The sequence below is a fragment of the Geodermatophilus sp. SYSU D00879 genome (assembly GCF_054050375.1).
In genome coordinates, this window is sequence record NZ_JBJGZF010000023.1 from 29355 (window position 1) to 53733 (window position 24379).

A 24379-nucleotide genomic window follows, 5' to 3' on the forward strand; every position below is an offset into this window, starting at 1 on the left:
GCCGTTCACATGTGCTGTCCACGCGCCGCGTCAGGTGGTCGGGGTGCTGCCCGTCGTCGGCGGGGGTTCCTCGGCGGGGGACGGGGGCTGCTGCGTCGTCGGCGTCTCCGTCGCGGGCTCCGGCGTCCGCGGGGTGGTCGTCGTCGGCAGGGTCGGGGGAGCCGGCGCGGTGGTGGTGGGAGCGGACGGCGGCGCCGTCTCCTCGGGCTCCGTCGTCGGCTCGGGCTCCGGCTCGGTCGTCGTCGGCCCCGGCTCGGGAGTCGTCGGGGGTGCCGTGGTCTCCGGCGCGGGCGCCGGGGTGGTGACCTCCGTCGTGCCGCCGGCCGGGACGGTCGCCGGGTCCGGCGGCTTCACGTACAGGTAGAGCACGCCCAGGCCCACGAAGAGCACGACCAGCACCAGCGTGGAGGTGCGCGCCCGGCCGATGTGCCCGGGCGAGCGGCGGAGGACGTTCGACAGGCCGAAGCGTCCGCGGCCGGCGGGGTCCCCGCCGCCGGTCTCCTCGGGACGCGGGGCGCCGGGGACGGTCACTGCTGCGCCCGGGCCGGTGCGGGAGCCGGGGTGGGCGCCGGCTCGGGGGTGACGTTGAGGCCGGCGTGGCCGAAGGCCAGCACGATCCGGGCGCGCAGGTCGCGGCTCACCTCGAACTGGCGGCCGGGCAGCGTGCGGGCGACCACCCGCACGTTGACCTGCTCGAGGTCGATGCTCTCGACGCCCATCACGCTCGGCTCGTCGAGCAGCAGGCGGCGCAGGTGGTCGTCGGCGAAGGCCTGCCGGCCCACCTCGCGGAGGATCTCGTTGACCCGCGTGACGTCGGCCGTCGTCGGCACCGGGACGTCGACCACCGCGCGCGCCCAGTCGCGGGACAGGTTGACCACCTTGACGATCTGCCCGTTCGGGATGGTGACCACCTCGCCGTCGGCCGAGCGCAGCCGGGTGATCCGCAGCGTGACGTCCTCGACCGTGCCGTCGGCCGGGTCGCCGCCGCCGACGACCTGGATCGAGACGACGTCGCCGAAGCCGTACTGCCGCTCGGTGATGAGGAAGAACCCGGCCAGGACGTCGCCGACGATCCGCTGCGCGCCGAAGCCCAGCCCGACGCCGAGCACGGTGGCCGGGGCGACCAGGCCGGTGACCGGGACGCCGAGGCGGTCGAGCACGTAGAACGCCGCCACCGCGTAGACCATCACGATGAGCGTCCAGGTGACGACCTGGGTGAGCGAGTGCCGGTGCTTGGCCGCCTCGGAGCGGACGAGCACGTCACCGCCGGTGGAGCGGGCGTCGATGCGGCTGGTGATCCGGTCGCCCACCCAGCTGACGAACCGGGCCACCAGGACCGAGCCCAGGACGATCAGCACGATCTCCAGGCCGCGGCCGGCCAGCCAGTCGAGCAGGTCGGTGAACGGTGCCATGCGGTGTTCGGTCCTCCGATCGCCTCGTCCCGGCGTCCACCCTGGTCTCAGGCGGCAGAAATGGCCATCTCTGCCGCCGTCAGCGGGGCTCGACGAACAGCGAGGCGACCGAGCGGCCGATCCGCCCCGTGGTGTCGTGCAGCTCGGCCGAGCACTGCCCGACGCCGCCGGGCCCGATCGTCGTCGTCGCGTCCATGCCCAGCCACTCGCCCGCCGGCTGCCGGAACAGCGCGACGACGAGGTCGACGTTGGCGAAGGTCGCCCGGTCCCACGCGAGCTCGGCGGAGATGCCGCTGGCCGCGTCGGTCATGACCAGCAGGTGCTCCAGCGGCGTCATCGGCTCGCCCTCGACCAGCGCGCACAGCGGCCGGGTCCAGGCCGCGGCCGGCCCCGTGCCGGTGAGCGAGCCCGACGCCTCCCGCCAGTCCAGCGCGCGGTGGTAGGCGACCTCCTCGCGGAACACGTCGAACACCGCCGGGCGGGCGTCCTCCGGGCCGACGGCGGCCGGCTGCGGGGGCGTGGCGGTGTCGGCGGCCTCGCGGGTGCGCATCCGCCAGGCGGTCAGCCGCATCGCCGTGCGCCCGCCCGCGGTCAGCGTGGCCTCCACCAGCTCGATCCGCCGGCCCGGGCGCAGCACCCGCGCCGCCACCTGCACCGGCCCTACCGGCACCGGCCCGAGGACGTCGTAGGCCAGCCGCACCGTCTGCCCGCCGGGGATGCCGCCGGCCCGCTCGACCTCGCGGGCGAGCAGCGCCGCCGGCGGCCCGGCGTGCTGGAGGCCCGGGTCCCACGGCCCGATGGTCAGCGCGGTCGCGACGTAGCCGTCGCCGTCCGGGAGGTAGCAGGCGGAGGGCAGGTGCACGTCCCGCAGTCTCGCCCGGCCCGGGTCGGGGCCGTCCCGCGGGTCAGCCCGAGCGGGCCAGCCACAGCGCGGAGACCAGCCACACGGCGCCCACCCCGGCGGTCAGCCACCACAGCGGCTGCCCGTCCGCCGACAGCGCGACGAGGACCCCCACGACGAGCACCGCGCCGGCCACCGGCGTGGACCGCAGCAGTGCGCCGGCGGTGTCCGGCCCGGGGAAGGCCACGAAGACGACCGCCGCCGCGACCAGCAGGAACGCGCACAGCGCCCCGAGGTAGGCCGCGGTGACGCCGAACTCCGCGGGCAGCACGAGCGCCCCGACCCCGCCGACGACGGCCCCCGCGCCCAGCCAGAGGAGCAGGCGGCGGCGCCGTCGGGACCACGGGGGGCGGGGTTCGGTCACACCGTCGAGGGTGCCCGCCCTCCCTGTGGGTCACCCGTGCCGTGGGCGTGACCGCGGCCGCTTTCCCGCGGCACGCCGTCGGTAGGTGGCGTTCGGCGCTACGCCCGCTACGCTCGGACGGGTGCCGCACACCCGCCGCCCAGCCGTCGGCTACCTGACCACCGTGGCGGCGGCGGGGTTGTTCGCCGTCAACGGCACCGTCTCCACGCTCGCGCTGCAGGCCGGCGTCCCGCCCACCTGGCTGACGGCGATGCGCTGCGGCGGGGCGGCGGTCGGCCTGCTGGCGGCGCTGGCGCTCGTCTCCCCGCGGCGCCTGCGGCTCACCTGGCGCGAGGTGCCCTTCCTCGCGGTGTTCGGCGTGGTCGGCGTCGCGCTGACCCAGTTCCTCTACTACGTGGCCATCGGCCGGCTGCCCGTCGGCATCGCGCTGGTGTTCGAGATGACCGCGCCGGTCGGGATCGCGCTGTGGGTCCGGCTGGTGCGCCGGGAGCCCGTGCGCCCCCGGATCTGGGTGGCGCTGGCGCTGTCGCTGTCCGGGCTGGTCCTCGTCGCGCAGGTGTGGGAGGGCGGCGGCTCGCTGAACCCGCTCGGCGTCGCCGCGGGCCTGGCCGCCGCCGTCTGCCTGGCGACCTACTACCTCATGGGCGAGCGCGGGACGGCCACCCGCGACCCGGTCGCGCTCACCACCTGGACGTTCGTGGCCGCCGCGCTGTTCTGGGCGGTCGTCGCCCCGTTCACCGCGTCGTTCGACGCCGGCGTGCTCGGGGAGCGGGTGCCGGTCTCGCTCGGCTCGGCGCAGCTGCCGCTGTGGGTGCTGGTGGCCTGGATCGTCGTCCTCGGGGCGATCACGCCGTTCTGGCTGTCGATCGCCGCGCTGCGCCACCTGCCGCCGACGACCGCAGGGCTGGTCGCCACCGTCGAGCCGGTGTTCGCCTCGGTCGTCGCCTGGTTGTGGCTCGAGCAGGTGCTCACCGGCTGGCAGGTGGCCGGCGGGCTGGTGGTGCTCGGCGGCATCGCGCTCGCCCAGACCGCCCGCACCGCCGCGCGGCCGGCCCCGGCGCCGGCGCCCGTCCCCGAGACGCCGGCGCCGCTCGTGCCCTAGCTGACCTTCTGCGCGTCGGCGAGCCAGCCGGCCAGACGCTCCATGTAGCGGGCCTGGGCGGCGTGGTCCATGCCGACGTACTCCCACGGGTGCACCTGCTGCGCCTGCGCGGCGGGCAGCAGGCCGTAGGTCGGCTGGCCGGCCATCTCCTCGGGGGTCATGGCGCCGCGCAGCGAGTAGAGGATCACGTCGCTGCGGTACTGCGGCACCTGCTCCCAGCTCGCGGTCTGCCAGAAGTAGCCGTCGCCGCCCGGGTCGACGAACTGCACGCCGAGGTCGGAGTAGAGGCGCAGCGACGGGTCGTCGGGGGCCTTGGCCATGTAGAACCCCTCGTCCGGGTAGGCGGCCACCGGCAGCACGGTGACCCCGGAGGAGGCGGCCTCGGTCAGCGCCGCGGAGGCCTCCTCGTAGTCCTGCCGGGCTGCGCTGACCTCCGCGCCGTCCATGTCCGCGCCGAGGGCCTCCGCGAGCTCGGCGGTGCGCTCGATGACCTCGGCGGCTGAGCCGCGCCAGGCGATCGCCACGATCGGCGCGATCCGCGCGACCTGCTCCTGCTGCTCCAGCGACTCGAAGCCGTAGAGGGGTTGGGTGTCGTCCAGCGTCCCCTCCGAGTCCACCGGGTAGACGGTGGTGACGATCAGGTCGGGGTCGGCGGCGGCCAGCGCCTCGAGGTCGATCTGCCCGTAGCTCTCGCCCACGATCTCGACGCCGGAGAGGTCGCGGCCCTCGAACTGCACGTCGTCGGCGGCCGAGGTCTGGCCGAAGGTCGCCACCGGCTCGATGCCGTGGTTCCACAGCGACGACGCGACGTCGTTGAGGCCGGCCACCCGCTCCGGCGCGGCGTCGAGCTCCACGGTGGTGCCCACGTCGTCGGTGAACGACCAGCCCACGGCCGCGGCCTCCGCTCCATCGTCGGTGCCGGGTCCGGCGCAGGCGCTCGCGGCGAGCAGGGCCGCCAGCGCGAGGGAGGCGCCGAGCAGGCGCGGGGGTCGGGACACCGGGGTCCTCCTCCGGTTCGAGCAGGGGCTTCCCCCTGCGGGCGAAGGGAGGTTAGCCTTGCCTCAGTTCCGGTCCGCCAGGGCCGTCCCCGAGCGGAGCGGAGACCCGCGTGACGACGACGATCGAGGCCCCGGCAGCGGCGGTGGCCGAGCTGCCGCGATGGCTGTTCTTCGAGACCGTCGTCGCCCGTGTGCGCCCGCTCGGCCCGTCGACGGTGCGGATCACGCTCACCGGCCCGCAGCTCGAGGACTTCGGCGTCGCCGGGGACGACCAGCGGGTCAAGCTCGTCCTCGCCCCCGACCCGACAGCGCTGGCCGAGCTGCAGGCCGCCGGCGCCGAGTGGTACCCCGCCTACTGCGCGCTCGCCGAGGAGCGGCGCCCGGTCCTGCGCACGTACACCGTGCGCGCGGCCCGTCCCGAGCGGGCCGAGGTCGACCTCGACGTCGTCCTGCACGGCGTCGCCGACGGGCACGCGGGCCCGGCCGCCACCTGGGCCGCGCAGGCCCGCCCGGGCGACCCGATGGTGCTCATGGGCCCCGACCGGCCCGGCCGCGGCCGCGCCTGGGGCGTCGAGTGGGCGCCGCCCGCCACGGCCTCCTGCCTGCTGCTCGCCGGCGACGAGACCGCGGTGCCCGCCGTCAGCGCGATCCTCGAGGCGCTGCCGCCCGGCCGGCGCGCCGTCGCCGTCCTCGAGGTGCCCGGGGCCGGGGACCTGCAGGACCTGCGGCTGCCCGAGGGCGTGCAGGTGCGCTGGCTGGCCCGCGCCGACCGTCCCCGCGGCGAGCTGCTGGTGCCCGCGGTGCACGCCGCGCTGGTCGACCTCGGCGTCTGCGCCGCGCCGGCGCCCGCCCCCGAGGACGTCGACCTCGACACCGGCCTGCTGTGGGAGGTCCCCGAGGACCCGTCGGCCGGGACCGGCTGCTACGCCTGGCTGGCCGGCGAGGCCGGGATGGTCAAGCAGCTGCGCCGCCGCCTGGTCGGCGACCTCGGCGTCGACCGGCGCTCGGTCGCCTTCATGGGCTACTGGCGCGAGGGCCGCGCCGAGAACTGAGGAAGGACCCCGCTCACCTCACCTGGGGAGTCGGCGGACCGGGACGACCATCGGGGTGCCGGCCACCGGGTCGGGCACCACGCGGGCCTCGAGGTCGAAGACGTCGGCGAGCAGCTGCTCGGTGAGCACCTCGTGCGGCGTGCCGGAGGCGACCAGGACGCCGTCGCGCATGGCCACGAGCCGCTGCGCGTAGCGGGCGGCGAGGTTGAGGTCGTGCAGCACGACGACGACCGTGCGCCCCCGCTCGGCGTGCAGCCGCGACACGAGCTCCAGGACGTCGATCTGGTGCGACAGGTCCAGGTACGTCGTCGGCTCGTCGAGCAGGATCAGGTCGGTGCCCTGCGCCAGCGCCATGGAGATCCACGCCCGCTGCCGCTGGCCGCCGGAGAGCTCGTCCACCGGGCGGTCGGCGAGGTCGCTCATGTCGGTCCAGGTGAGCGCCTCGGCGACGACCGCCTCGTCCGCCGTCGACCACTGCCGCAGCCAGCTCTGGTGCGGGTGGCGGCCGCGGGCCACGAGGTCGGCGACGGTGAGCCCGGACGGCGCGACCGGCGTCTGCGGCAGCAGCCCGAGCACCCGCGCGACCTCGCGGGTCGGCGTCTTCGCGATCGCCCGCCCGTCGAGCAGCACCTGCCCCGCCGCCGGGCGCAGCAGCCGGCCCAGCGCCCGCAGCAGGGTGGACTTGCCGCAGCCGTTGGGGCCGACGATCGCGGTGAACGAGCCGTCGGTGAGCGTGAGGTCCAGCCCGTCGACGACGACGCGGTCGTCGTAGGCCAGGCGCAGCCCCTCGGCCGCCAGGCGCACCCGCCCCTCGCCCGCGGGCACGGACAGCGGGGGCGCGTCGGTGGTGGGAGTCGTCATGCGGTGGTCCGCCTCCCGCGGACGAGCAGCCAGAGCAGGTACGGGGCGCCGACGACGGCGGTGAGGATGCCCACCGGCAGGGCCTCGGGCAGGACGGTGCGCGTGAGCAGGTCGGCCAGCACCACCAGCGCCGCGCCGAGCAGGCCCGACGCCAGCACCGGCGGGCGCGAGCCGCCGGTCAGCCGCACGGCGATCTGCGGGACGACCAGCGCGACGAACGTGATCGGCCCGGCGGCCGAGACCGACGCGGCGACCAGCACGACGGCGATGAGCACGACGGCTGCCTGCGCCGCGGGCAGCCGCACGCCCAGCCCGCGCGCGGTGTCGTCGCCGAACTGCAGCACGCCGAGCACCCGCCCCGCCGCGAGGGCCGGCGGCAGCAGGACCGCGAGGGCGAGGGCCAGCGGCACGGCCTGGTCCCAGGTGCGGGCGTTGAGCGAGCCGACGATCCACACGTAGGCGGCCGCGGCGTCGTAGATGGCCGCCCGGGTGAGCAGCCAGTCGACCACCGCCAGCGAGATCGAGGACACCGCGACGCCGACGAGGACCAGCCGGTAGCCGTCGACGCCGGACCGGTACGCCAGCAGGAACAGCAGCAGCCCGGCTCCCAGCGCCCCGGCGAGGGCCGCGAGCGGGACGCCGACGCCGCCGAGGACCGCGCCGACCGACGAGGTGCCGGTGGCGACGATCGCGACGACGGCGCCCACCGAGGCGCCCGAGGTGATCCCGAGGATGTCCGGGGAGGCCAGCGGGTTGCGCGCGAAGGTCTGGAACAGGGCGCCGGCCACGCCCAGGGCCAGCCCGACCAGCGCGCCGACGGCGACCCGCGGCGCGCGCAGCTCCAGCACGACGAACCGCTGGCCCTGCTCGCCCGCCCCGACCAGCGTGCGCAGCACGTCGGTGACCGCGATCGGGTAGTCACCCCGGCCCAGCGCGACCGCCCCGAGCAGCACGACGACGGCCAGCGCCACCAGCGGCACGACGACCGACCGCCAGCGGAACCGCACCGACACCGGCCCGTACCGCAGGACGACCGCGCGGCCGCCCGCGCGCCCGCCCGGGTCGGGCGGGGTCGTCTCGCGGATGGTGTCGACGGTGGCGGTCACGCGGCGGCCCTCACAGCGTCGCGCCCCGGCGCCGGCGCACCAGCGCGATGAAGAACGGCCCGCCCAGCAGGGCGAGCACGATGCCGACCTGCACCTCGCCGGGCCGCGCGATCACCCGCCCGACGACGTCGGCGGTCAGCAGCAGGAACGCCCCGGCCAGCGCCGAGCAGGGGACCAGCCACCGGTGCGCCGGCCCGGTGAACACCCGGACGGCGTGCGGGACCACCAGCCCGACGAACGCGATCGGCCCGCAGGCCGCCGTCGCGGCGCCAGCGAGCAGCGTGATGGCCACCAGGCCGACGGCGCGGGCCGGCCACACCCGCTGGCCGAGGCCGCGAGCCACGTCCTCGCCCATGCCGAGCAGATCCAGGGCGGGCGCGTTGAGCAGGGCGAGCACCAGGCCGGCGACGATGAACGGCAGCACCTGCCAGGCGATGTCGGCGCCGCGGCCGGCCAGCGCGCCGACCACCCAGAAGCGGAAGGCGTCCAGCGAGTCGGAGTCGCTCACCAGCACGGCGCGCACCAGGGCGTAGAGCAGCGCGGACAGCGTGGAGCCGGCCAGGGCGAGGGTGACCGGGGTGGCCCCGCCGCGGCCGGCCGCCCCCAGGACGTAGACGGCGACCGTCCCCGCCAGCGCCCCCGCGAAGGCGAACCACACGTACCCCGACGGCGTGCTGACCCCCAGCAGCGCGATGGCCAGGACCACGGCGAAGGAGGCGCCGGCGGTGACGCCGAGCAGGCCGGGGTCGCCGAGCGGGTTGCGGGTGTGCCCCTGCATCAGGGCGCCGGCGACACCGAGCGACGCCCCGACCATCAGGCCGAGCGCCGTGCGCGGGACCCGCAGGTCCCAGACGATGACCGCCTCCTCGGTCCGCAGCGAGCGGTCGGTGAGGGCCTCCCACACGGTGCCCAGCCCGAGCGGGCGGGTGCCGATCGCGATGCTGGCCGCGCAGGCGGCGACCACGAGGACGAGGAGCCCGGCCAGGCCGAGCACGCGGTGCCGCGTCCGGGCGGTCCCCGCCGGGCGCGGCAGGGTCGCCCGGGTCGCCGCGGGAGCGCGGGTGACACTGGGGACGGACACCGGGCAGCTCCGGACGGGTCGAGATCAGGCAAGGCTCACCTTAGTACCCGCTCCGGTGCAGGTCACGCTCACCGCTTCGGGCGGCGGCTCCCGCCGTGCCAGTCCTCCTGTACCCCGGTCTCGCCGGGCGCAACGCCGAACGACGCCAGCTGAGGCCGCTCGCGCAGGCTGCGCTTGAGCTCCGCGAACCCGGGGAAGCGGGCCAGCCGGACGACGGCGTCCCACAGCTCGACCGCGTCGTCGTCGGTGGGCAGCCGGCTGATGACCGGGCCGAAGAAGGCGACGCCCTCGGGCGGCTCGAAGTGCAGGATCGGCGTCCCGACGTCCTTGCCGGTGAGCGCCAGCGCCTCGTCGGTCTCGGCCCGGATCGTGGTGTCCCAGCCGTCGTCGTCCAGGGCGTCGGCGAGGCCCGCCGGCAGCCCGGCGCGCTCCAGCACCGGCTCGAGGTAGGCCCGCGTGCCGCGCTCGCCGGCGGTGCCGGGCCGGTCGGGCTCGGTCTCGAAGACCCGCCGGCCGAGGGTCTCGTAGAGCGTGCCCACCGCCGCCCGGCCGTGCTCCTCGCGGGTGCGGGCGGCCACGCGCAGCAGCCGCAGCCCCGCGGTGTGGCCGGCCTCGTACTCGGGCGGGAAGTGGGCGTCGTAGTCGACGTGCGCGTTGAGCAGGCGCAGCGAGATGAACCGCCAGTCGACGTCGTACTCCCGCCGGGCCGCGACGGTGCGCACCCACCGGCTGGTCAGCCAGGCGAACGGGCACACCGGGTCGAAGTAGAAGTGCAGGTCGGCCATGGCCCGATGCTGCCCCGCCCGCGCGGGAGCCGCTCCTGGGGGGCTGTTCGTGCTCCCGGGGTCCTGCAGCACCCCGGGCGGACGAGGAACACCCCAGGAGGGAGCGCGGGTCAGCCGGCGAGCAGCGCCTCGATCGCCGTCCGGACCTCCGGCGCGCCCGGCTCGGTCATCGGGCGGAACCGCGCGACGACCGCGCCGTCGCCGTCGACCAGGAACTTCTCGAAGTTCCACTGGACCGGACCGGCCTCGCCGGCGGCGTCGGGGGCCTCGGTGAGCCGCTGGTAGACCGGGTGCGCGCCCTCGCCGTTGACGTCGACCTTCCCCGTCATCGGGAAGGTGACGCCGTAGGTGGCCGAGCAGAAGGACCCGATCTCCTCGGCGGTGCCGGGCTCCTGCCCGGCGAACTGGTTGCACGGCACGCCGACGACGGTGAACCCGCGCGGGCCGTACTCCCGCTGCAGCTCCTCGAGCTCGCTGTACTGCGGGGTCAGGCCGCAGCGGCTGGCCACGTTGACCACGAGGGCCGGACGGCGGCCGGTGAGCGCGCCGAGCGTGGTGTCCTCGCCCTGGAGGGTCGAGACGGGCAGGTCGAGCAGGTCGGTCACGGGAGCTCCTCGCGGGCCGGACGGGTCGACGGCACCAGCGCGCGGGACGCCGGGCTCATTCCAGGTCGCTGATGTCGTCGGGGACGTCGACGGCGTGCTGCCGCAGCGCGGCCATCGGCACGACCTCCAGCGACCGCGCGTTCGTGGCCGCGAGGACCACCCCGGCCGCGGCGCCGGCGCGGTAGGCCTGCAGCCAGCGGGCGGCGACGACGCACCAGCGGTCGCCGGGCCGCAGCCCGGGGAACCCGAACTCCGGCCGCGGGGTCGTGAGGTCGTTGCCGAGCTCGCGCTGCAGGGCGAGGAACTCGCGGGAGACGACGGCGCACACCGTGTGGCTGCCCAGGTCGTCCGGGCCGGTGCGGCACGCCCCGTCGCGGTAGAAGCCGGTGACCGGCTCGGTGCCGCAGGGCTCCAGGGGACCGCCCAGCACGTTGCGTTCGGTCCCCGGCTCCGGCTCGGTCACGACGGGATCGTGGCAGAGGTGCTCCCGGACGCGCCCGTCCGCGGACCCGGCCGGCGACGCTGCCGGCCGGGCCCGCGGAGAGCGGTCAGGCGGTGCCGGTCAGACGGCGTCCTCGCGACGGCGCCGGCCGGCGAGGGTCAGGCCGGTCCCCAGCGCGAGGGCCAGCAGGGCCGCGCCGAGGGCGGTCGCCGTCTCGGTGCCGGTGTAGGCCAGCTCCCCGGTGTCCGCGGAGCGGCCGGACGCCGTCCAGGAACCGGTCGACCAGGAGCCCCCCGCCCAGGAGCCGGCCGCCGACGCCGGGCGGGTGGTCCCGGGGGTCCAGCCGGTCGCCGAGCCGTGACCGCGGTCGTGACCGGAGTGGTGACCCGAGCCGTGGCCCGGGCAGTCCTCGGGCGTACCCGGGTGCTGCGGGTCGGTCGGGTCGGTCGGGTCCGTGGGGCCGGTCGGGTTCGTCGGGTCCGTGGGGTTCGTCGGGTCGGTCGGCGGCGTGCAGTCGCCGAGGGCGTCACCGAGCAGGCCGAGGCCCAGGCCGCAGACGGTCACCGGCACGTCGACGTCGACGCCGTCGCCGGTCCCGGAGCCGTCGCCCGAGCCGTCGCCCGAGTCGTCACCCGAGCCGTCGCCGAGGGTCGCCGACGAGCAGCCGCCGGCCGAGTCGCCCAGCAGCCCGAGGCCGTTGCCACAGACGGTCACCGGCAGGTCGACGTCCAGCAGGTCGCCGTCGGCGTCGCCGGAGCCGTCCCCGGAGGCGGCCGGCGTGCACTCGCCGGCGGCGTCGCCGAGAGCGCCCAGGCCGTTGCCGCAGACGGTGACCGGCAGGTCGACGTCGAGCGGGGAACCGTCGGACCCGGCGCCGGCCTCCCCGGTCGGCATCGCCGGGGTGCAGTCCCCGGCGGCGTCGCCGAGCACGCCGACGCCGTTGCCGCACGCGGTGACCGGGACGTCGACGTCGAGCAGGTCGCCGAGCGGGCCGCCGTCGGCGGGGGCGGGGGCCGTCTCCGGGGCGGCGGTGCAGCCACCGAGCGCGTCGCCCAGCAGGCCGACGCCGTTGCCGCAGACGGTGACGGGCACCGTCACCGCGCCCTCGGGGGTGGCCGGGGCGGTGCCGCCGGCCGCGGCGTCGCCGAGCACGCCGATCCCGTTGCCGACGACGGTCACCGGCACGACGACGTCGGCCGGGGCGGTGCTGCCCGGGGCCGGTGCGGCGGGCTCCTGGGTGGCGGTGCCCCCGGCGACCGAGGCGTCGTTGCCGCCGATCGTCACGGGCACCGAGACGTCGACCGGGCCCAGGTCGAGGGAGAGGTCCTGCGAGACGGCGGGCAGCTCGAGCCCGCCGATCGGGGTGCCGGTGTCGAGGACACCGAGCGCGTTGTCGGTGACGGTGACCGGCACCGTCACGTCGAGGTCGTCGGACGCGGCGGCGACACCGGTGCCGGTGGCCAGCAGGCCGCCGGTCATCAGTGCCACGCGCAGGGCGCGGGTGGCCCAGGGGTGCATGGAGGACTCCTGACTGAGGACGGGACCGCGTCCCGGACGGGACGGCGGGGACTGCGCTCGACCGGCTCCAGGGCCGGGAGGCGCGTCCTCAGTCGGGGGAGGTGGCGGGGTCGACCGGGTCGCCGGCGGCGGCGTCCCGGGCCTCGGCGGCGGCGGCCACGGCGGCCGCCCGCGGCGCGACCGGGACGGTCGCGCCGAGGTCGGAGGTGGGCTGGTCCGCACCGGCGGCGCCGGAGGCGGTGCCCGCGGACGCCGGCACGGCCGGCGCGACGGGGACGGCGGGCGCGCGCGGCGGGACCGGCACGTCCGGCGACGGGACGGCGGTCGGCGCCGCGGCGGGCGCGGGACCGGTGACGTCCGCGGACCGCTCGGCCGCGTCGGGGACCCGCGGGTCCGCGACGTCCGCACCGGGCCCCGCGGCAGGGGCGGCCACGAACGGCGCACCCGCGACGGCCCCGGGAGCGCCGGCCGGGGTGCCGGTCACGTCGGCGGCAGGGGGTGCGGGGACGTCCACGAGGGCGGGCACGCCGGTCGGCGGGAGCGCACCGGTCACCGGCGCGAGGGCCTCGGTCGCCGGGGACAGCGCCTCGGTGACCGGCGCCAGGACCGGCCGCAGCGCCCCGGTGACCGGGGACAGCGCCTGCGTCACCGGCGCGACGACGTCGGTCACCGGCTCGAGGGCCCGGCCGACGGGCGCGACGACGTCCCGCAGCGGCGCGGGGACCGGGGCGACCGCCTCGGCGACCGGCGTCAGGACGGGCGTGACCGCGTCCGTGACCGGCGCGACGACGGGCTGGGCGACGGACTCGACCACCTGGCCCACCGGCGCGGTCACCGCGCCCAGCAGGCCGGCGGGCGGCGACTCCTCGGCCGAGGCGCCGGACGCGCCGGCCAGCCAGATCCCGGCGGCGGTCCCGGCGAGGACCGCCAGGCGGCCGCCCCACCGGCGCAGGCGGGTGCGACGGCACGGCAGCAGGGAACGCTCGTCCATCGCACCTCCCCCCGGTGTCGTCCGACACAGTGCTCACTCATTGGAACCGGTCCGTCACAGGAGTCGCCACGCGAGGACCGTCCCCTGATGGGGTGAAAACGAGACGGAACGGTCACGTCCAGTGAGGTCGACCCACCCGTGCCGGGGACGCGGGGGGAGTGGCAGGGTGCCGCTGTGACCGCTGACACCTCTCCCGCACCGGTGCTCTGGCAGCCCACCCGGGAGGTCCGGGAGGCGACGCGGCTGGCGGCCTTCGCGCGCGAGGTGGCCGCCCGTCGCGGGCTGGACCTGGACCCCACCGACTACGACGCGATCTGGCGCTGGTCGGTCGAGCACCTCGACCAGTTCTGGGCCGACGTGGCCGCCTGGTCCGGCGTCCTGCCCGGCGTCCCCGACGACCGGGTGCTCACCCGTCGGGAGATGCCCGGCGCCGAGTGGTTCCCGGACGCCACGGTCAACTACGCCGAGCAGGCGCTGCGGCACGCCACCGAGGAGCACCCCGCCCTGATCGCCGTGGCGGAGGACGCCGAGCCGGTCGAGGTCTCCTGGGCCGACCTGCGCGCGCAGGTGGGCGCGTTCGCCGCGACCCTGCGCCGGCTGGGCGTGCGCCGCGGCGACCGGGTCGCCGGGTACCTGCCCAACGTCCCCGAGGCGGTCGTCGCGTTCCTCGGGGCGGCGTCGATCGGGGCGGTGTGGTCCTCCTGCGCGCCGGACTTCGGCACCCGCGCCGTGCTCGACCGGTTCGCCCAGATCGAGCCGACCGTGCTCGTCGCCGTCGACGGGTACCGCTTCAACGGGAAGCCCTACGACCGGCGCGGCGTCGTCGCCGAGCTCCGGGCCGCCCTGCCGACCGTGACGACGACGATCGCCGTCCCCCGGCTGTTCCCCGGCGAGCTGCCCGACGGCGCGCTGGGCTGGGCCGACGCCGTCGCCGGCCGGCAGGAGCCCGAGTTCGAGGCGCTGCCGTTCGACCACCCGCTGTGGATCGTCTACTCGTCGGGCACCACCGGGCTGCCCAAGGGGATCGTGCACGGGCACGGCGGCGTCGTCCTCGAGGAGCACAAGCAGCTGGGCCTGCACGGCGACGTCGGCCCCGGCGACCGCTTCTACTGGTACGCCTCCACCGCCTGGATCATGTGGAACATCGCCACCTCGGCGCTGCTGCGCGGCGCCACCGTGGTCGTCCACGACGGCGCCCCGGCGTACCCCTCGGTCGACGCGCAGTTCGCCCTCGCCGCCCGGACCCGCCTCACCTACCTGGGCACCAGCGCCGGCTACCTCGTCGCCTGCGAGAAGGCCGGGATCCGGCCGGGGGAGACCCACGACCTGTCGGCGCTGCGGACGATCGGCTCCACCGGCTCGCCGCTGCCGGCCTCGGCGTTCGAGTGGGTCTACGCCGCGGTCGGCCGCGACGTCTTCCTCGCCTCGGTCTCCGGCGGTACCGACGTCGCCACCGGCTTCATCGGCAGCACGCTGCTGCTCCCGGTGACCGCCGGCGAGCTGCAGCGGCCGATGCTCGGCGTCGCCGCGGCGGCGTGGGGCGAGGACGGCGAGCCGGTCACCGGGGAGCTCGGGGAGCTGGTCATCACCGAGCCGATGCCCTCGATGCCGCTGTACTTCTGGAACGACCCGGACGGCACCCGCTACCGCGAGTCCTACTTCGAGCCGTGGCCGGGCGTGTGGCGGCACGGCGACTGGATGGAGGTCACCGAGCGCGGCACCTGCCTCATCACCGGCCGCTCGGACTCCACCCTCAACCGCGGCGGCGTGCGCATGGGCACCGCCGACATCTACGCCGCCGTCGAGAGCTTCCCGGAGGTCGCCGACTGCGTCGTCCTCGGCGTCGAGCAGCGCGACGGCGGCTACTGGATGCCGCTGTTCGTGCAGATGGCGCCCGGCGCCGAGCTCACCGACGAGCTCGCCGGCCGCCTCCGGGCCGCCATCCGCAGCTCGGCCAGCCCCCGGCACGTGCCCGACGAGATCCTCGTCGTCCCCGGCGTGCCGCACACCCGGACCGGCAAGCGGCTGGAGGTGCCGCTCAAGCGGCTGTTCCAGGGCGTGCCGCCGGAGAAGGCGGTCAACACCGGGGCCGTGGACGACGCGTCACTGGTCGAGCACTACGTCGCCCTCGCCCGGGAGCGCGGCGCCCGCTGAGAACGGCCCGCGCAGCGCCGCCCACTGCAGCAGCAGGACGGTCTTCGCGTCGGCGATCCGGCCGTCGCCGGCCATGTCCAGCGCGTCGTCGAAGGGCAGCTCGAGCACCTCGATGTCCTCGCCCTCCTCGGCGAGCCCGCCCCCGGCCGACACCCGGTCGGCCGGGGTGTAGGGCCCGGCGAAGAAGGCCAGCCGCTCGGTCACCGAGCCCGGGCTCGTGAACAGGTCGGGCAGCCGGGTGAGCGCCCCGACGGCGACGCCGAGCTCCTCCTCGGCCTCGCGCCGGACCGCGGCCTCGGCGTCCTGCTCGTCGAGCAGCCCGGCGGCGGCCTCGACGAGCATCCCGTCCGGCGAGCCGTTGACGTAGGCGGGGAAGCGGAACTGCCGGGTGAGCAGCACGGTGCGCCGGCCGGCGTCGTACAGCAGCACGGTGGCGCCGTTGCCGCGGTCGTGGGTCTCCCGCTGCTCGGTGCGCCAGGCGCCGTCGCGGCCGCGGCGGGCGAAGGTCGTCCGCCGGTTGACGTACCAGGCGCTGGAGAGCACCTCGACGTCCCGGACGACGACGTCGGGGTTGCCGGTGAGGTCGCGGCCCACCCGGTCCAGCCCGGTCCGGCCGCGCGCGTCGGGCACGTCGACGCCGGGGACGCCGAGCACGCCGGTCACCGGGCCACCGCCGGCACCTCGTCGACGCTGGTGTAGACCGCCGCGCCGCGGGCACGGGCCAGCGCCACCATCTCGTCGGACCCGGCCGAGGCGCCGGGCAGCCGCAGCACGGCGTCGACGCGGGCGACCAGCCGGCGGCCCATCGGGTGGAACACCTCGTCGAAGGCGGCGTCGCCGACCCGCGTCGACCCGGCGAGCCCGGCCAGCGGCAGGGCCAGGTCCTCCCCGTTGACGGCGAGGTGACCGGCGCGGAACAGCTCCAGGCAGGCCCGCTGGATCGCCCGGTGGTTGGCCGCGATCCTCTCCGGGTCGTCGCCGGTGCCCCCGCGGTAGGGGCCGGCGACCAGGATGAACAGGGGCTGTGTCATGCGAGGTCGACCTCCACGCCGGCGTCGTCGAGCGCGGCGAGGGTGTCCTGCGCCGCGGGGGTGAGCTGGGGGTCGCGGGCGCTGGCGTCCGTGACCAGGCGGCCGACTGCGTCCAGCGGGGCCACCGAGGCGAAGGCGCGGACGCCGAGTTTCGAGGCGTCGGCGACGACGAGGGTGTCGCGGGCCTGCTGCAGCCCGACCTGCTTGACCGCGGCGTCCTCGAGCGTGAACTCCGACCAGCCGGCCGCCGCGCTCACCGCCCCGATCGACATGACGAACAGGTCGAAGGTGAGCTGCCGCAGCACCGCGGCGGTCAGCGGGCCGGCCAGGCTCCGCTCGCCCGGCCGCGACTCGCCGCCGACGACGAGCAGGCGGATCCCCGGCCGGTCGGCCAGCGCGTCGGCCACCGGCAGGCTCACGACGGCGGCCGTGAACGGGCCCTCGCCCGCGGCCGCCCGGTCGGCCAGCGCGCGGGCCACGTGCACCGTCGTCGTCCCGGCGTCGAGCAGCACGGTCGCGCCCGGCTGGACGAGGGCGGCGGCCCGGCGGCCGATCCGGTCCTTGAGGCCGGCCTGCCAGCCGGCCCGCGCGGCGAAGCCCGCGGAGCTCTCCGGCCCGGCAACGGCGACCGCGCCGCCCCGGACCCGCTCGACCAGCCCGCGGGCCTGCAGCGCGTCGAGGTCGCGCCGCACGGTCATCTCGGAGACGCCCAGGCGGGCGGCGAGGTCGGCGAGCGAGGCCCGGCCGGCGTTGCGCACCAGCCGCAGCGTCACGTCGAGTCGGTCGGGGAGGGACACGGCGGCAGTCTTACCAGCAACCTGTGAGGTCTGTGAAGTGTTTGTGCGATCCGGGGGGCGGGCGTGTGCTCGGTCACGCTCCCGCGGGCGCGCCGTGCAGGTCAGGAGTCCGGCGCGCATGGTGAGCGAGGACCCCCGACCGCGACGGAGAGAGGCCCACGACGATGACGTCGACCCAGGAGCGCCCCGCCGACCTGCTCGAGCCGCAGCCGCCCGCGCTGCTGCCGCCGTGGCACACCCCCGAGCGCGAGGCGCTGCAGGAGCAGGCCCGCCGGTTCGCCTACGACGAGGTGCTGCCGGTCGCCGACGAGCTCGACCCGCAGAAGGGGCTGCTCCCGGAGGCGCTGCTGGCCCGGATGGCCGAGCTCGGCTGGTTCGGCATCACGGTGCCGGCCGAGCACGGCGGCCTGGGCCTCGGCGTCTTCGAGTACTGCACGGTCTCCGAGGAGCTGGCCCGCGCCTGGATGAGCAGCGCGAGCATCCTCGCCCGCTCCCAGGGCCTCGGGACGGCGGTGGCCGACCCCGCGCGGCGCGGGGAGCTGCTGCGCCGCAGCGCGAAGGGCGAGTGGATCGGCGCCATCGCGCTGTCCGAGCCCGACGCCGGCTCCGACCTCGCCGGCGTCTCCACCCGGGCGGTCCTCGACGGCGACGAGTGGGTGGTCACCGGGCACAAGCGCTGGTGCGGCAACGCCGAGGCCGCGGACTTCATCCAGGTCCTCGTCCGCGAACGCGACCCCGAGCCGGGGGAGTCCCGTTCCGCCGGGCTGGTCAACCTGCTGCTGGAGAAGGAGCGCGGCGCGTTCCCGCCCGGGCTCACCGGCACCCCGATCGACAAGATCGGCTACCACGGCTTCCTCACCTGGGACCTGGTCTTCGACGGCGTGCGCATCCCGCGGGAGAACGTCGTCGACCAGGCGGCGGCCAGCGACGAGCAGGGCGAGGCCGCCCGGCGGGCCGGCTTCGCCGAGGCGCAGAAGTTCCTCAACACCGCGCGGGTGCACACCGCCGCCCGCGCCGTGGGCCTCGCCCGGGCCGCGCTCGAGGACTCGATCGTCTACCTGCAGGAGCGCGAGCAGTTCGGCCACCCGATCGGCGACTTCCAGGCGCTGCGCTTCGCCGTCGCGGAGATGGCCGCGCAGATCGAGCAGGCGCGCGCCTTCTACCGGCAGGTCGCCCACCTCATCGACCTCGGCGTGCGCTGCGAGAAGGAGGCCTCGATGGTCAAGCTTGAGGCCACCGAGATGGCGGTGCGGGTGACCAACCAGGCCATGCAGCTGCACGGCGGCAACGGCTACACCACCGAGCGCCAGGTCGAGCGGCACTGGCGCGACGCCCGGCTGACCACGATCTTCGAGGGCACCAGCGAGATCCAGAAGCGGATCATCAGCGACCGCCTGCTGCCCCGCTCACCGCTCACGTGACGAAGGACCCCCTCGCCCCCCGCCGCTCGCACGCTCGCGGCGGGCCCCTGCGAGGGGGCCGGAGGTCCCGCGCGAGGAGGGGCTGACGGGACGGCGTCCCTCCTCTACGGTCCCGCGCGGCCCGCAGCCGGACCGCCCGCCGGGCGGCGCCCGCGGGCCGGTCCCGGTCGTCCGCCCGGGGCCCGACGACGCCCGAGGAGAACCGTGTCCCGCACCCGTCCGACCGCCCGCCGTGCCCTCGCCGGGGCGCTGCTCGGCTCCGCCCTGCTGCTGTCCGCCTGCGGCGGCGGGGAGCTCGACGACCTCGCCGCCGCGGCCGAGGACGCCGGTACGGCCGGGGACGCCGGCGCCGCGCCCGACGTGCCGGAGGAGTGCCTGGCGGCGTTCCCGCTGGCCGTCGCCGGCGGGGCGGACATCGCCGACGTCGAGTCCGTCCCGGCCGGCTTCCCGGAGCCGCCGGAGGGGTCGACCCTGTGCGAGACCGGCGGCACGGCCGACGGCAGCCAGGAGTACGCGAACTACGCCTCCGACCTCGCCGCCGAGGACGTCCTGGCGCACTACGCGTCGGCCGCCCCCGCCGCGGAGCCGACGGAGACCGGCCTGGGCGAGCCCGCGGTGGCGGGTACCTCCGGGGACGTCTTCTGGCAGGTGGAGCCGGTCGACGGCGGCTTCCGGATCGTCTTCGCGCCCGGGGCCTGATGCCACGACGCTCGTGCTCTGCACACCGGTGTGTGCAGAGCACGAGCGTCACCCGGCCGCGGGAACCGCGGCGTCGGCGTGCGCGACGTGGGCCAGCTCGCGCCAGATCAGCGCCAGCAGCACCGCCGACCCGGCGAACGCGAACCAGAACGGGCCGGTCACGCCCCAGGCCCGGGCGACGACCCCGCCGACGGCCTGGCCGGCCAGGATGCCGCCGAAGACGCCCATCGCGTAGAGGCTCCCGACCCGGCCCTGCAGCCCGGCCGGCACCGCACGCATCCGGACCGTGCGCGACGTCGTCCCCCAGATGAACGCGTGCGCGCCGAAGACGAACAGCACCGGGGCGGCGACCCACGGCGTGGTGGCCAGCGCCAGGACCAGGTGGGTGAGCGTCTCGAGGAGCAGCCCCACCCGCATGAGCGTGGCGATGCCGACGCGCCGCTCCAGCCAGTCGTAGGACGCCGTCCCGACCAGGCCGCCCAGCGCGCCGACCGTGGTGAGCAGGCCGTAGCCGGCCGCGCCCAGGCCCAGCCGCTGGTCGGCGTAGAGGACGAGCACCGACCAGGCGGCGCCGTAGGTGACGTTGAACAGGACGATCGTGACGGTCAGCGTCCGCACCGCGGGGTGACCCCAGGTCCAGCGCAGCCCCTCGGCGACGTCCCGGCCGATCCGCCCCCGCCGCGCCGGCCGCTCCGGCGGCGGGACCCGCATCCGCGCGACGAGCACCGCTCCCAGCGCCACGAGCACCGCCTGGGCGAGGAACGGCCACGCGGCGCCGGCCACGAACAGCAGACCCCCGACGGCCGGCCCGGCGAGCTGGTTCATCGTCAGCGTGCCCGCGGTCAGGCGCGCGTTGCCGATGCCCAGGTCGGCCCGGTCGACGACCATCGGCAGCAGGGTGCCGGCGGCGGTGTCGGCGAAGACCTCGGCGGTGCCCAGCACGAACAGCGCGGCCAGCACGGGCACCAGCCCGACGTCGCCGGTGAACAGGGCGGCGGCCAGCACGGCGAGCACCCCGGCGCGGGCCAGGTCGACGGCGGCGACGAGCAGCCGCCGGTCCACCCGGTCGGCCAGGACGCCGGCGTGCAGGCCGAACAGCAGCCACGGCAGCTGCTGCAGCAGGGCGCCGAGCGCGACCAGCAGCGGGTCCTGGGTGCGGGCGGCCACCAGCAGCGGCCCGGCCGCCAGCGCCACGCCGTCGCCCAGGTTGCTCACCCACGACGACGCCACCAGCCAGCGGAACGACGTCCCCATCCGGGCGGGCAGCACCGCCTCGACCACCCGGCCCACGGGGACGGGACTGTAGCGCCGACCGTTCCTGCGCTCTCCCGGTAATCCGGCTGACTGCTGTCGGCCCCGTCGGCGAGCATGGGGCCGACGGCGCCGACGGGGCGCCGACCCCCGAGGAGGACCCGAGATGGCCGGCCTGCCGCGCGCGCTCGCGCCCCTGCGGCACCGCGACTACCGCCTGCTGGCCGCCTCGATGGGGCTCTCGCTGCTCGCCCAGGGGCTGTGGACGGTCGCGCTGGTCTGGCAGGTGGTCGACCTCGGCGGCGGGCCCGCCGCGCTCTCCTCCGCCACCGCCCTGTCCGCCGGCGGCATGCTGGCCAGCACGCTGCTCGGCGGCGCCCTGGCCGACCGCGTGCCGCAGCGGCAGATCCTGCTCGGTGTCGCGCTGCTGCAGACGGCGGCGGTCGGGCTGGTCGCCGTCCTGTCGCTGGCCGGGGCGCTGGCACTCGGGCCGCTGGCCGCGGCCGCGCTGGCCCAGGGCGTCGCGATGGGGCTGTACTACCCGGCCTACTCGGCGCTGGTCCCCAGCGTGGTCCCGGCCGGCGACCTGCTCGCCGCCAACGGCCTCGAGGGCGTCGTCCGCCCGGCGCTGGCGATGGCGATCGGGCCCGCCGCCGGCGGCGTGCTGGTCGGCGCGTTCTCACCCGGCGCGGCGCTGCTCGCGACGGCGCTGACCTCGGCGCTCTCGGCCGCGTGCGTGGCGGCGCTGCCGACGCTGCCGGTGCGCCGCGACGAGGTCGGCTCGGGCCTGTTCGCCGACGTCCGCGAGGGCGTCGCCTACATGGTCCGCACGCCGTGGCTGCTGGCGACGCTGCTGTTCGCCTCGCTCATGGTGCTGGTGTTCATGGGCCCGTTCGAGGTGCTGGTCCCCTTCGCGATCCGCGACCAGACCGGCGGCGGGCCGACCGAGCACGCCTGGGTGCTGGCCGCGTTCGGCATCGGCGGCGCGCTGGGGTCGGCGGTCGTCGCCTCGCTGCGGCTGCCGCGTCGCTACCTCACGGTCATGAACCTGCTGTGGGGCTTCGGCTGCGTGCCGATGGTCGTCTTCGGCTGGACGTCGTCGCTGTGGCTGATGATCGCCGCGGCCGGGGTGCTGGGCGCGGCGTTCGAGTCGAGCACGGTCATCTGGGGGACGCTGCTGCAGCGGCGGGTGCCGCCGGCGCTGCTCGGCCGGGTGTCCAGCCTCGACTTCTTCGTCTCGCTGGCGTTCATGCCGCTGTCGATGGCGCTGGCCGGGCCGGTCAGCGAGGTCGTCGGGCTCACCGGCACGTTCCTGCTCACCGGGCTGGTGCCGCCGCTGCTGGCGGTCGCGGCGATCCTGTACTGGCGGCTGCCGGCCGACGAGATCGCCCACCCGCTCGACGTCCCCGCCGGGGAGCCGGCGGAGCCCGAGGAGCCGGTGGAGCTCGAGTCGGTCAGCGAGCCGGAGGGCGCACACGGAGGACCCCGTCCTCCTCACCCCTCGCAGGCTCGGGGCGGGGCCCTGGACGGGGCCGGGGAGCGAGACGGACTGCCTACGGCAGGCGCAGGACTCGGGCCTCCCAGGGCCTGAGCAGGGCGGGGTCGTCCTCGGGCAGGTTCCCGAGGACGACCTCCGCGCCGACCGTCTCGGGGAGCAGGCCGGCGAGGTCCTGCTCCTTGCCACCCAGGTTGCAGACGACGAGCAGCGTGTCGCCGTCGAGGCTGCGGGTGAACGCGTACACCTCGTCGTGGTCGGGCAGCAGCATCGTGAAGTGCCCCAGCGCCACCACCGGGTCCTCGTGCCGCAGCGCGATCAGCCGCCGGTGGTGGGCGAAGACCGAGGCCGGGTCGTCGCGCTGGGCGGCGGCGTTCCACTCGACGTGGTCGGGGTTGACCGCCAGCCACGGCGTCCCGGTGGTGAACCCGGCGCTCGGCGAGGCGTCCCACTGCACGGGCGTGCGGGCGTTGTCCCGGCTCATCCGGCGCAGTGCCGCGAACACCTCGTCGGGGTCGGCGCCGTGCGCCACGGCCTGCACGTGGTGGTTCAGCGACTCGACGTCGCGGAACTGCGCCAGGTCGCTGAACGGGAAGTTCGCCATCCCGATCTCCTCGCCCTGGTAGACGTAGGGCGTCCCGCGGTGCAGGTGCAGCAGCGTGGCCAGGCAGGTCGCGGAGTCCCGGCGGTACCGGGGCGAGTCGTCGCCGAAGCGGGACACCGCCCGCGGCTGGTCGTGGTTGTCCCAGTAGAGGGAGTTCCAGCCGACGTCGGCCAGGCCCGTCTGCCAGCGGCCGAAGGAGGCCTTGAGATCGCGCATCCGCAGCGGCCGCGGGGAGAACTTCGAGCCCTCGAAGTCCAGGCCCACGTGCTCGAACTGGAAGACCATGTCCACCTCCGCGCGCGCCGGGTCGGTGAACAGCAGCGCGTCCTCCACCGTCGCGCCGGGCGTCTCCCCCACCAGCAGCAGCTGCTCGCGCCGGCCGGTGAAGACCTCGCGGTGCATCTCCTGCAGGAACTCGTGGATGCGGGGGCCGCACACCACCGACGCGGTCGCGTCCCCGTAGGGCAGGCCGGGCAGCGGCGGGCCGTCGTGCAGCTCGCCGTCCGGGCCGACGTCCTTGCTGATCAGGTTGATGACGTCCATGCGGAACCCGTCGACCCCGCGGTCGAGCCACCACCGCATCATCGCGTAGACCGCCTGCCGGACCTCGGGGTTCTCCCAGTTCAGGTCGGGCTGCTTGCGGTCGAACAGGTGCAGGTAGTACTCGCCGCTGGCCTCGTCGAGCTCCCAGGTGGAGCCGGAGAAGAAGCCGTGCCAGTTGGTCGGCTCGGCGCCGGGGTCGCCGGGCGCCAGGCCCGCCCGCGGCGGGCGCCACCAGTACCAGTCCCGCTTCGGCGAGTCCGGCGACGACCGGCTCTCCACGAACCACGGGTGCTCGTCGCTGGTGTGGTTGACCACCAGGTCCATCACCAGCTTCATCCCGCGGGCGTGCAGCCCGGCGACCAGCTCGTCGAGCTGCTCCAGCGTGCCGAACAGCGGGTCGACGTCCTGGTAGTCGCTGATGTCGTAGCCGTTGTCGGCCTGCGGCGAGGGGTAGACCGGCGAGAGCCAGACGACGTCGACGCCGAGGTCGGCCAGGTGGTCCAGCCGCTGCAGGACCCCGCCGAGGTCGCCGATCCCGTCGCCGTCGGAGTCCTGGAACGAGCGCGGGTAGACCTGGTAGACGACGGCACGGGTCCACCACGGCGCGTCAGCGGGGGTCACCCGACCAGCCCAGCACCCCTGGCCCCGGTCCGCACCCGCGCGGCCCGGGAAGCGCGCTGATTGGATGGCCGGGACCCGTCGGGGACCCCCCCGGCACCCCTGATCCGAGGAGGACCGATGGCCGAGCCCCTGAGCCGACCCGACGTCGAGCCGCCCACCGGGCCCGCGCCCGACGACCTGGTGATCGAGGACCTCGTCGTCGGCGACGGCCCCGAGGCCACGGCCGGCGACCTGGTCAGCGCCCACTACGTCGGCGTCACCCACGACGGCGGCGAGCAGTTCGACGCCTCCTGGGACCGGGGCGACCCGCTCGAGTTCCGCCTCGGCGTCGGCATGGTCATCCAGGGCTGGGACGAGGGCATCCAGGGCATGCGCGTCGGCGGCCGCCGCCGGCTGACCATCCCCCCGCACAAGGCCTACGGCGACCGCGGCGCCGGCGGCGTCATCAAGCCGGGCGCGACGCTCGTCTTCGTCGTCGACCTCGTCGGCGTGCGCTGAGCCCCTCGCGTGCGGTCGTGCCCCGCCCCCGGTCGGGGCGGGGCACG

Annotated in this window: 25 protein-coding genes; 7 read left to right on the forward strand and 18 right to left on the reverse strand. The window is 76.4% G+C overall.

Annotated features, from left to right (window positions below; all coding sequences use genetic code 11):
• Positions 1-30 precede the first annotated feature (30 nt).
• The 4 genes from ACI79B_RS21155 to ACI79B_RS21170 all read right to left on the reverse strand — a co-directional run bounded on the left by ACI79B_RS21155 (position 31) and on the right by ACI79B_RS21170 (position 2677).
• The gene (locus ACI79B_RS21155) at positions 31-531 is read right to left on the reverse strand and encodes a hypothetical protein (protein ID WP_456929961.1); all 501 of its coding nucleotides are present in this window, start codon (positions 529-531) and stop codon (positions 31-33) included.
• Positions 528-1412, reverse strand: a complete 885-nt coding sequence (locus ACI79B_RS21160; protein ID WP_456929962.1) for a mechanosensitive ion channel family protein — start codon at positions 1410-1412, stop codon at positions 528-530. The genes ACI79B_RS21155 and ACI79B_RS21160 overlap by 4 nt, the downstream gene beginning before the upstream one ends.
• Positions 1413-1491: 79 nt before the next feature.
• Entirely contained in the window at positions 1492-2274 is a 783-nt protein-coding gene (locus tag ACI79B_RS21165) for a thioesterase family protein (protein WP_456929963.1), read from the reverse strand.
• Positions 2275-2317: 43 nt separating this feature from the next.
• Positions 2318-2677: a hypothetical protein gene (locus tag ACI79B_RS21170; RefSeq protein ID WP_456929964.1), complete on the reverse strand. Its 360-nt coding sequence runs from the start codon at positions 2675-2677 to the stop codon at positions 2318-2320.
• Positions 2678-2798: 121 nt separating this feature from the next.
• Here ACI79B_RS21170 and ACI79B_RS21175 point away from each other — a divergent pair, with 121 nt between their 5' ends.
• Positions 2799-3779: an EamA family transporter gene (locus tag ACI79B_RS21175; protein ID WP_456929965.1), complete on the forward strand. Its 981-nt coding sequence runs from the start codon at positions 2799-2801 to the stop codon at positions 3777-3779.
• Here the strand turns inward: ACI79B_RS21175 and ACI79B_RS21180 are convergent.
• The gene (locus ACI79B_RS21180) at positions 3776-4777 is read right to left on the reverse strand and encodes an ABC transporter substrate-binding protein (RefSeq protein WP_456929966.1); all 1002 of its coding nucleotides are present in this window, start codon (positions 4775-4777) and stop codon (positions 3776-3778) included. The genes ACI79B_RS21175 and ACI79B_RS21180 overlap by 4 nt on opposite strands.
• A gap of 110 nt (positions 4778-4887) precedes the next feature.
• Between ACI79B_RS21180 and ACI79B_RS21185 the strand changes: the two genes are divergently transcribed.
• Positions 4888-5829 carry a siderophore-interacting protein gene (locus ACI79B_RS21185; protein WP_456929967.1) on the forward strand — a complete coding sequence of 314 codons (942 nt, stop codon included), beginning with the start codon at positions 4888-4890 and terminating at the stop codon, positions 5827-5829.
• Positions 5830-5847: 18 nt separating this feature from the next.
• Here the strand turns inward: ACI79B_RS21185 and ACI79B_RS21190 are convergent, their stop codons facing one another.
• From ACI79B_RS21190 to ACI79B_RS21225, 8 genes are all read right to left on the reverse strand, one after another.
• Positions 5848-6690 (reverse strand): ABC transporter ATP-binding protein, encoded by an 843-nt coding sequence (locus tag ACI79B_RS21190; protein ID WP_456929968.1) that lies wholly within the window; start codon positions 6688-6690, stop codon positions 5848-5850.
• Positions 6687-7796: a FecCD family ABC transporter permease gene (locus ACI79B_RS21195; RefSeq protein WP_456929969.1), complete on the reverse strand. Its 1110-nt coding sequence runs from the start codon at positions 7794-7796 to the stop codon at positions 6687-6689. Before ACI79B_RS21195 ends, ACI79B_RS21190 begins: the two co-directional genes overlap by 4 nt.
• Before the next feature lie 10 nt (positions 7797-7806).
• Positions 7807-8877 (reverse strand): FecCD family ABC transporter permease, encoded by a 1071-nt coding sequence (locus ACI79B_RS21200; protein ID WP_456929970.1) that lies wholly within the window; start codon positions 8875-8877, stop codon positions 7807-7809.
• Between the two features lie 68 nt (positions 8878-8945).
• Positions 8946-9662 carry a mycothiol-dependent nitroreductase Rv2466c family protein gene (locus tag ACI79B_RS21205; RefSeq protein WP_456929971.1) on the reverse strand — a complete coding sequence of 239 codons (717 nt, stop codon included), beginning with the start codon at positions 9660-9662 and terminating at the stop codon, positions 8946-8948.
• A gap of 110 nt (positions 9663-9772) precedes the next feature.
• The gene (locus tag ACI79B_RS21210) at positions 9773-10267 is read right to left on the reverse strand and encodes a glutathione peroxidase (protein ID WP_456929972.1); all 495 of its coding nucleotides are present in this window, start codon (positions 10265-10267) and stop codon (positions 9773-9775) included.
• Between the two features lie 55 nt (positions 10268-10322).
• On the reverse strand, positions 10323-10730 hold the full coding sequence (locus tag ACI79B_RS21215) for a DUF2237 family protein (RefSeq protein ID WP_456929973.1): 408 nt from the start codon (positions 10728-10730) through the stop codon (positions 10323-10325).
• A gap of 99 nt (positions 10731-10829) precedes the next feature.
• On the reverse strand, positions 10830-12227 hold the full coding sequence (locus ACI79B_RS21220; RefSeq protein ID WP_456929974.1) for a hypothetical protein: 1398 nt from the start codon (positions 12225-12227) through the stop codon (positions 10830-10832).
• An 88-nt stretch (positions 12228-12315) separates the two neighbouring features.
• Positions 12316-13218 (reverse strand): hypothetical protein, encoded by a 903-nt coding sequence (locus ACI79B_RS21225; RefSeq protein ID WP_456929975.1) that lies wholly within the window; start codon positions 13216-13218, stop codon positions 12316-12318.
• 174 nt (positions 13219-13392) lie between these two features.
• Here ACI79B_RS21225 and ACI79B_RS21230 point away from each other — a divergent pair, with 174 nt between their 5' ends.
• Positions 13393-15372, forward strand: coding sequence for an acetoacetate--CoA ligase (locus ACI79B_RS21230; protein ID WP_456929976.1), 1980 nt, complete (start codon positions 13393-13395; stop codon positions 15370-15372).
• Here ACI79B_RS21230 and ACI79B_RS21235 read toward each other — a convergent pair.
• From ACI79B_RS21235 to ACI79B_RS21245, 3 genes are read right to left on the reverse strand one after another with little or no spacing between them, the layout of a single operon-like run.
• The gene (locus tag ACI79B_RS21235; RefSeq protein WP_456929977.1) at positions 15322-16035 is read right to left on the reverse strand and encodes an NUDIX domain-containing protein; all 714 of its coding nucleotides are present in this window, start codon (positions 16033-16035) and stop codon (positions 15322-15324) included. The two genes, ACI79B_RS21230 and ACI79B_RS21235, sit on opposite strands and share 51 nt — an antisense overlap.
• Entirely contained in the window at positions 16032-16403 is a 372-nt protein-coding gene (locus ACI79B_RS21240) for a DUF4406 domain-containing protein (RefSeq protein WP_456929978.1), read from the reverse strand. Before ACI79B_RS21240 ends, ACI79B_RS21235 begins: the two co-directional genes overlap by 4 nt.
• Positions 16400-17200 carry a DeoR/GlpR family DNA-binding transcription regulator gene (locus ACI79B_RS21245; protein WP_456929979.1) on the reverse strand — a complete coding sequence of 267 codons (801 nt, stop codon included), beginning with the start codon at positions 17198-17200 and terminating at the stop codon, positions 16400-16402. Before ACI79B_RS21245 ends, ACI79B_RS21240 begins: the two co-directional genes overlap by 4 nt.
• Before the next feature lie 164 nt (positions 17201-17364).
• Between ACI79B_RS21245 and ACI79B_RS21250 the strand changes: the two genes are divergently transcribed.
• Both ACI79B_RS21250 and ACI79B_RS21255 read left to right on the forward strand, forming a co-directional pair.
• Positions 17365-18621 (forward strand): acyl-CoA dehydrogenase family protein, encoded by a 1257-nt coding sequence (locus tag ACI79B_RS21250; protein ID WP_456929980.1) that lies wholly within the window; start codon positions 17365-17367, stop codon positions 18619-18621.
• A gap of 204 nt (positions 18622-18825) precedes the next feature.
• Positions 18826-19320: a hypothetical protein gene (locus ACI79B_RS21255; RefSeq protein WP_456929981.1), complete on the forward strand. Its 495-nt coding sequence runs from the start codon at positions 18826-18828 to the stop codon at positions 19318-19320.
• A 48-nt stretch (positions 19321-19368) separates the two neighbouring features.
• Here the strand turns inward: ACI79B_RS21255 and ACI79B_RS21260 are convergent, their stop codons facing one another.
• The gene (locus ACI79B_RS21260) at positions 19369-20610 is read right to left on the reverse strand and encodes an MFS transporter (protein WP_456929982.1); all 1242 of its coding nucleotides are present in this window, start codon (positions 20608-20610) and stop codon (positions 19369-19371) included.
• 127 nt (positions 20611-20737) lie between these two features.
• Between ACI79B_RS21260 and ACI79B_RS21265 the strand changes: the two genes are divergently transcribed.
• On the forward strand, positions 20738-22162 hold the full coding sequence (locus ACI79B_RS21265; protein WP_456929983.1) for an MFS transporter: 1425 nt from the start codon (positions 20738-20740) through the stop codon (positions 22160-22162).
• Here the strand turns inward: ACI79B_RS21265 and ACI79B_RS21270 are convergent.
• A complete protein-coding gene (locus tag ACI79B_RS21270; protein WP_456929984.1) occupies positions 22125-23834 on the reverse strand; it encodes a glycoside hydrolase family 13 protein in 1710 nt (569 codons plus the stop codon). The two genes, ACI79B_RS21265 and ACI79B_RS21270, sit on opposite strands and share 38 nt — an antisense overlap.
• 117 nt (positions 23835-23951) lie before the next feature.
• Between ACI79B_RS21270 and ACI79B_RS21275 the strand changes: the two genes are divergently transcribed.
• Positions 23952-24332, forward strand: coding sequence for an FKBP-type peptidyl-prolyl cis-trans isomerase (locus ACI79B_RS21275; protein WP_456929985.1), 381 nt, complete (start codon positions 23952-23954; stop codon positions 24330-24332).
• The last annotated feature ends 47 nt before the right edge of the window (positions 24333-24379 follow it).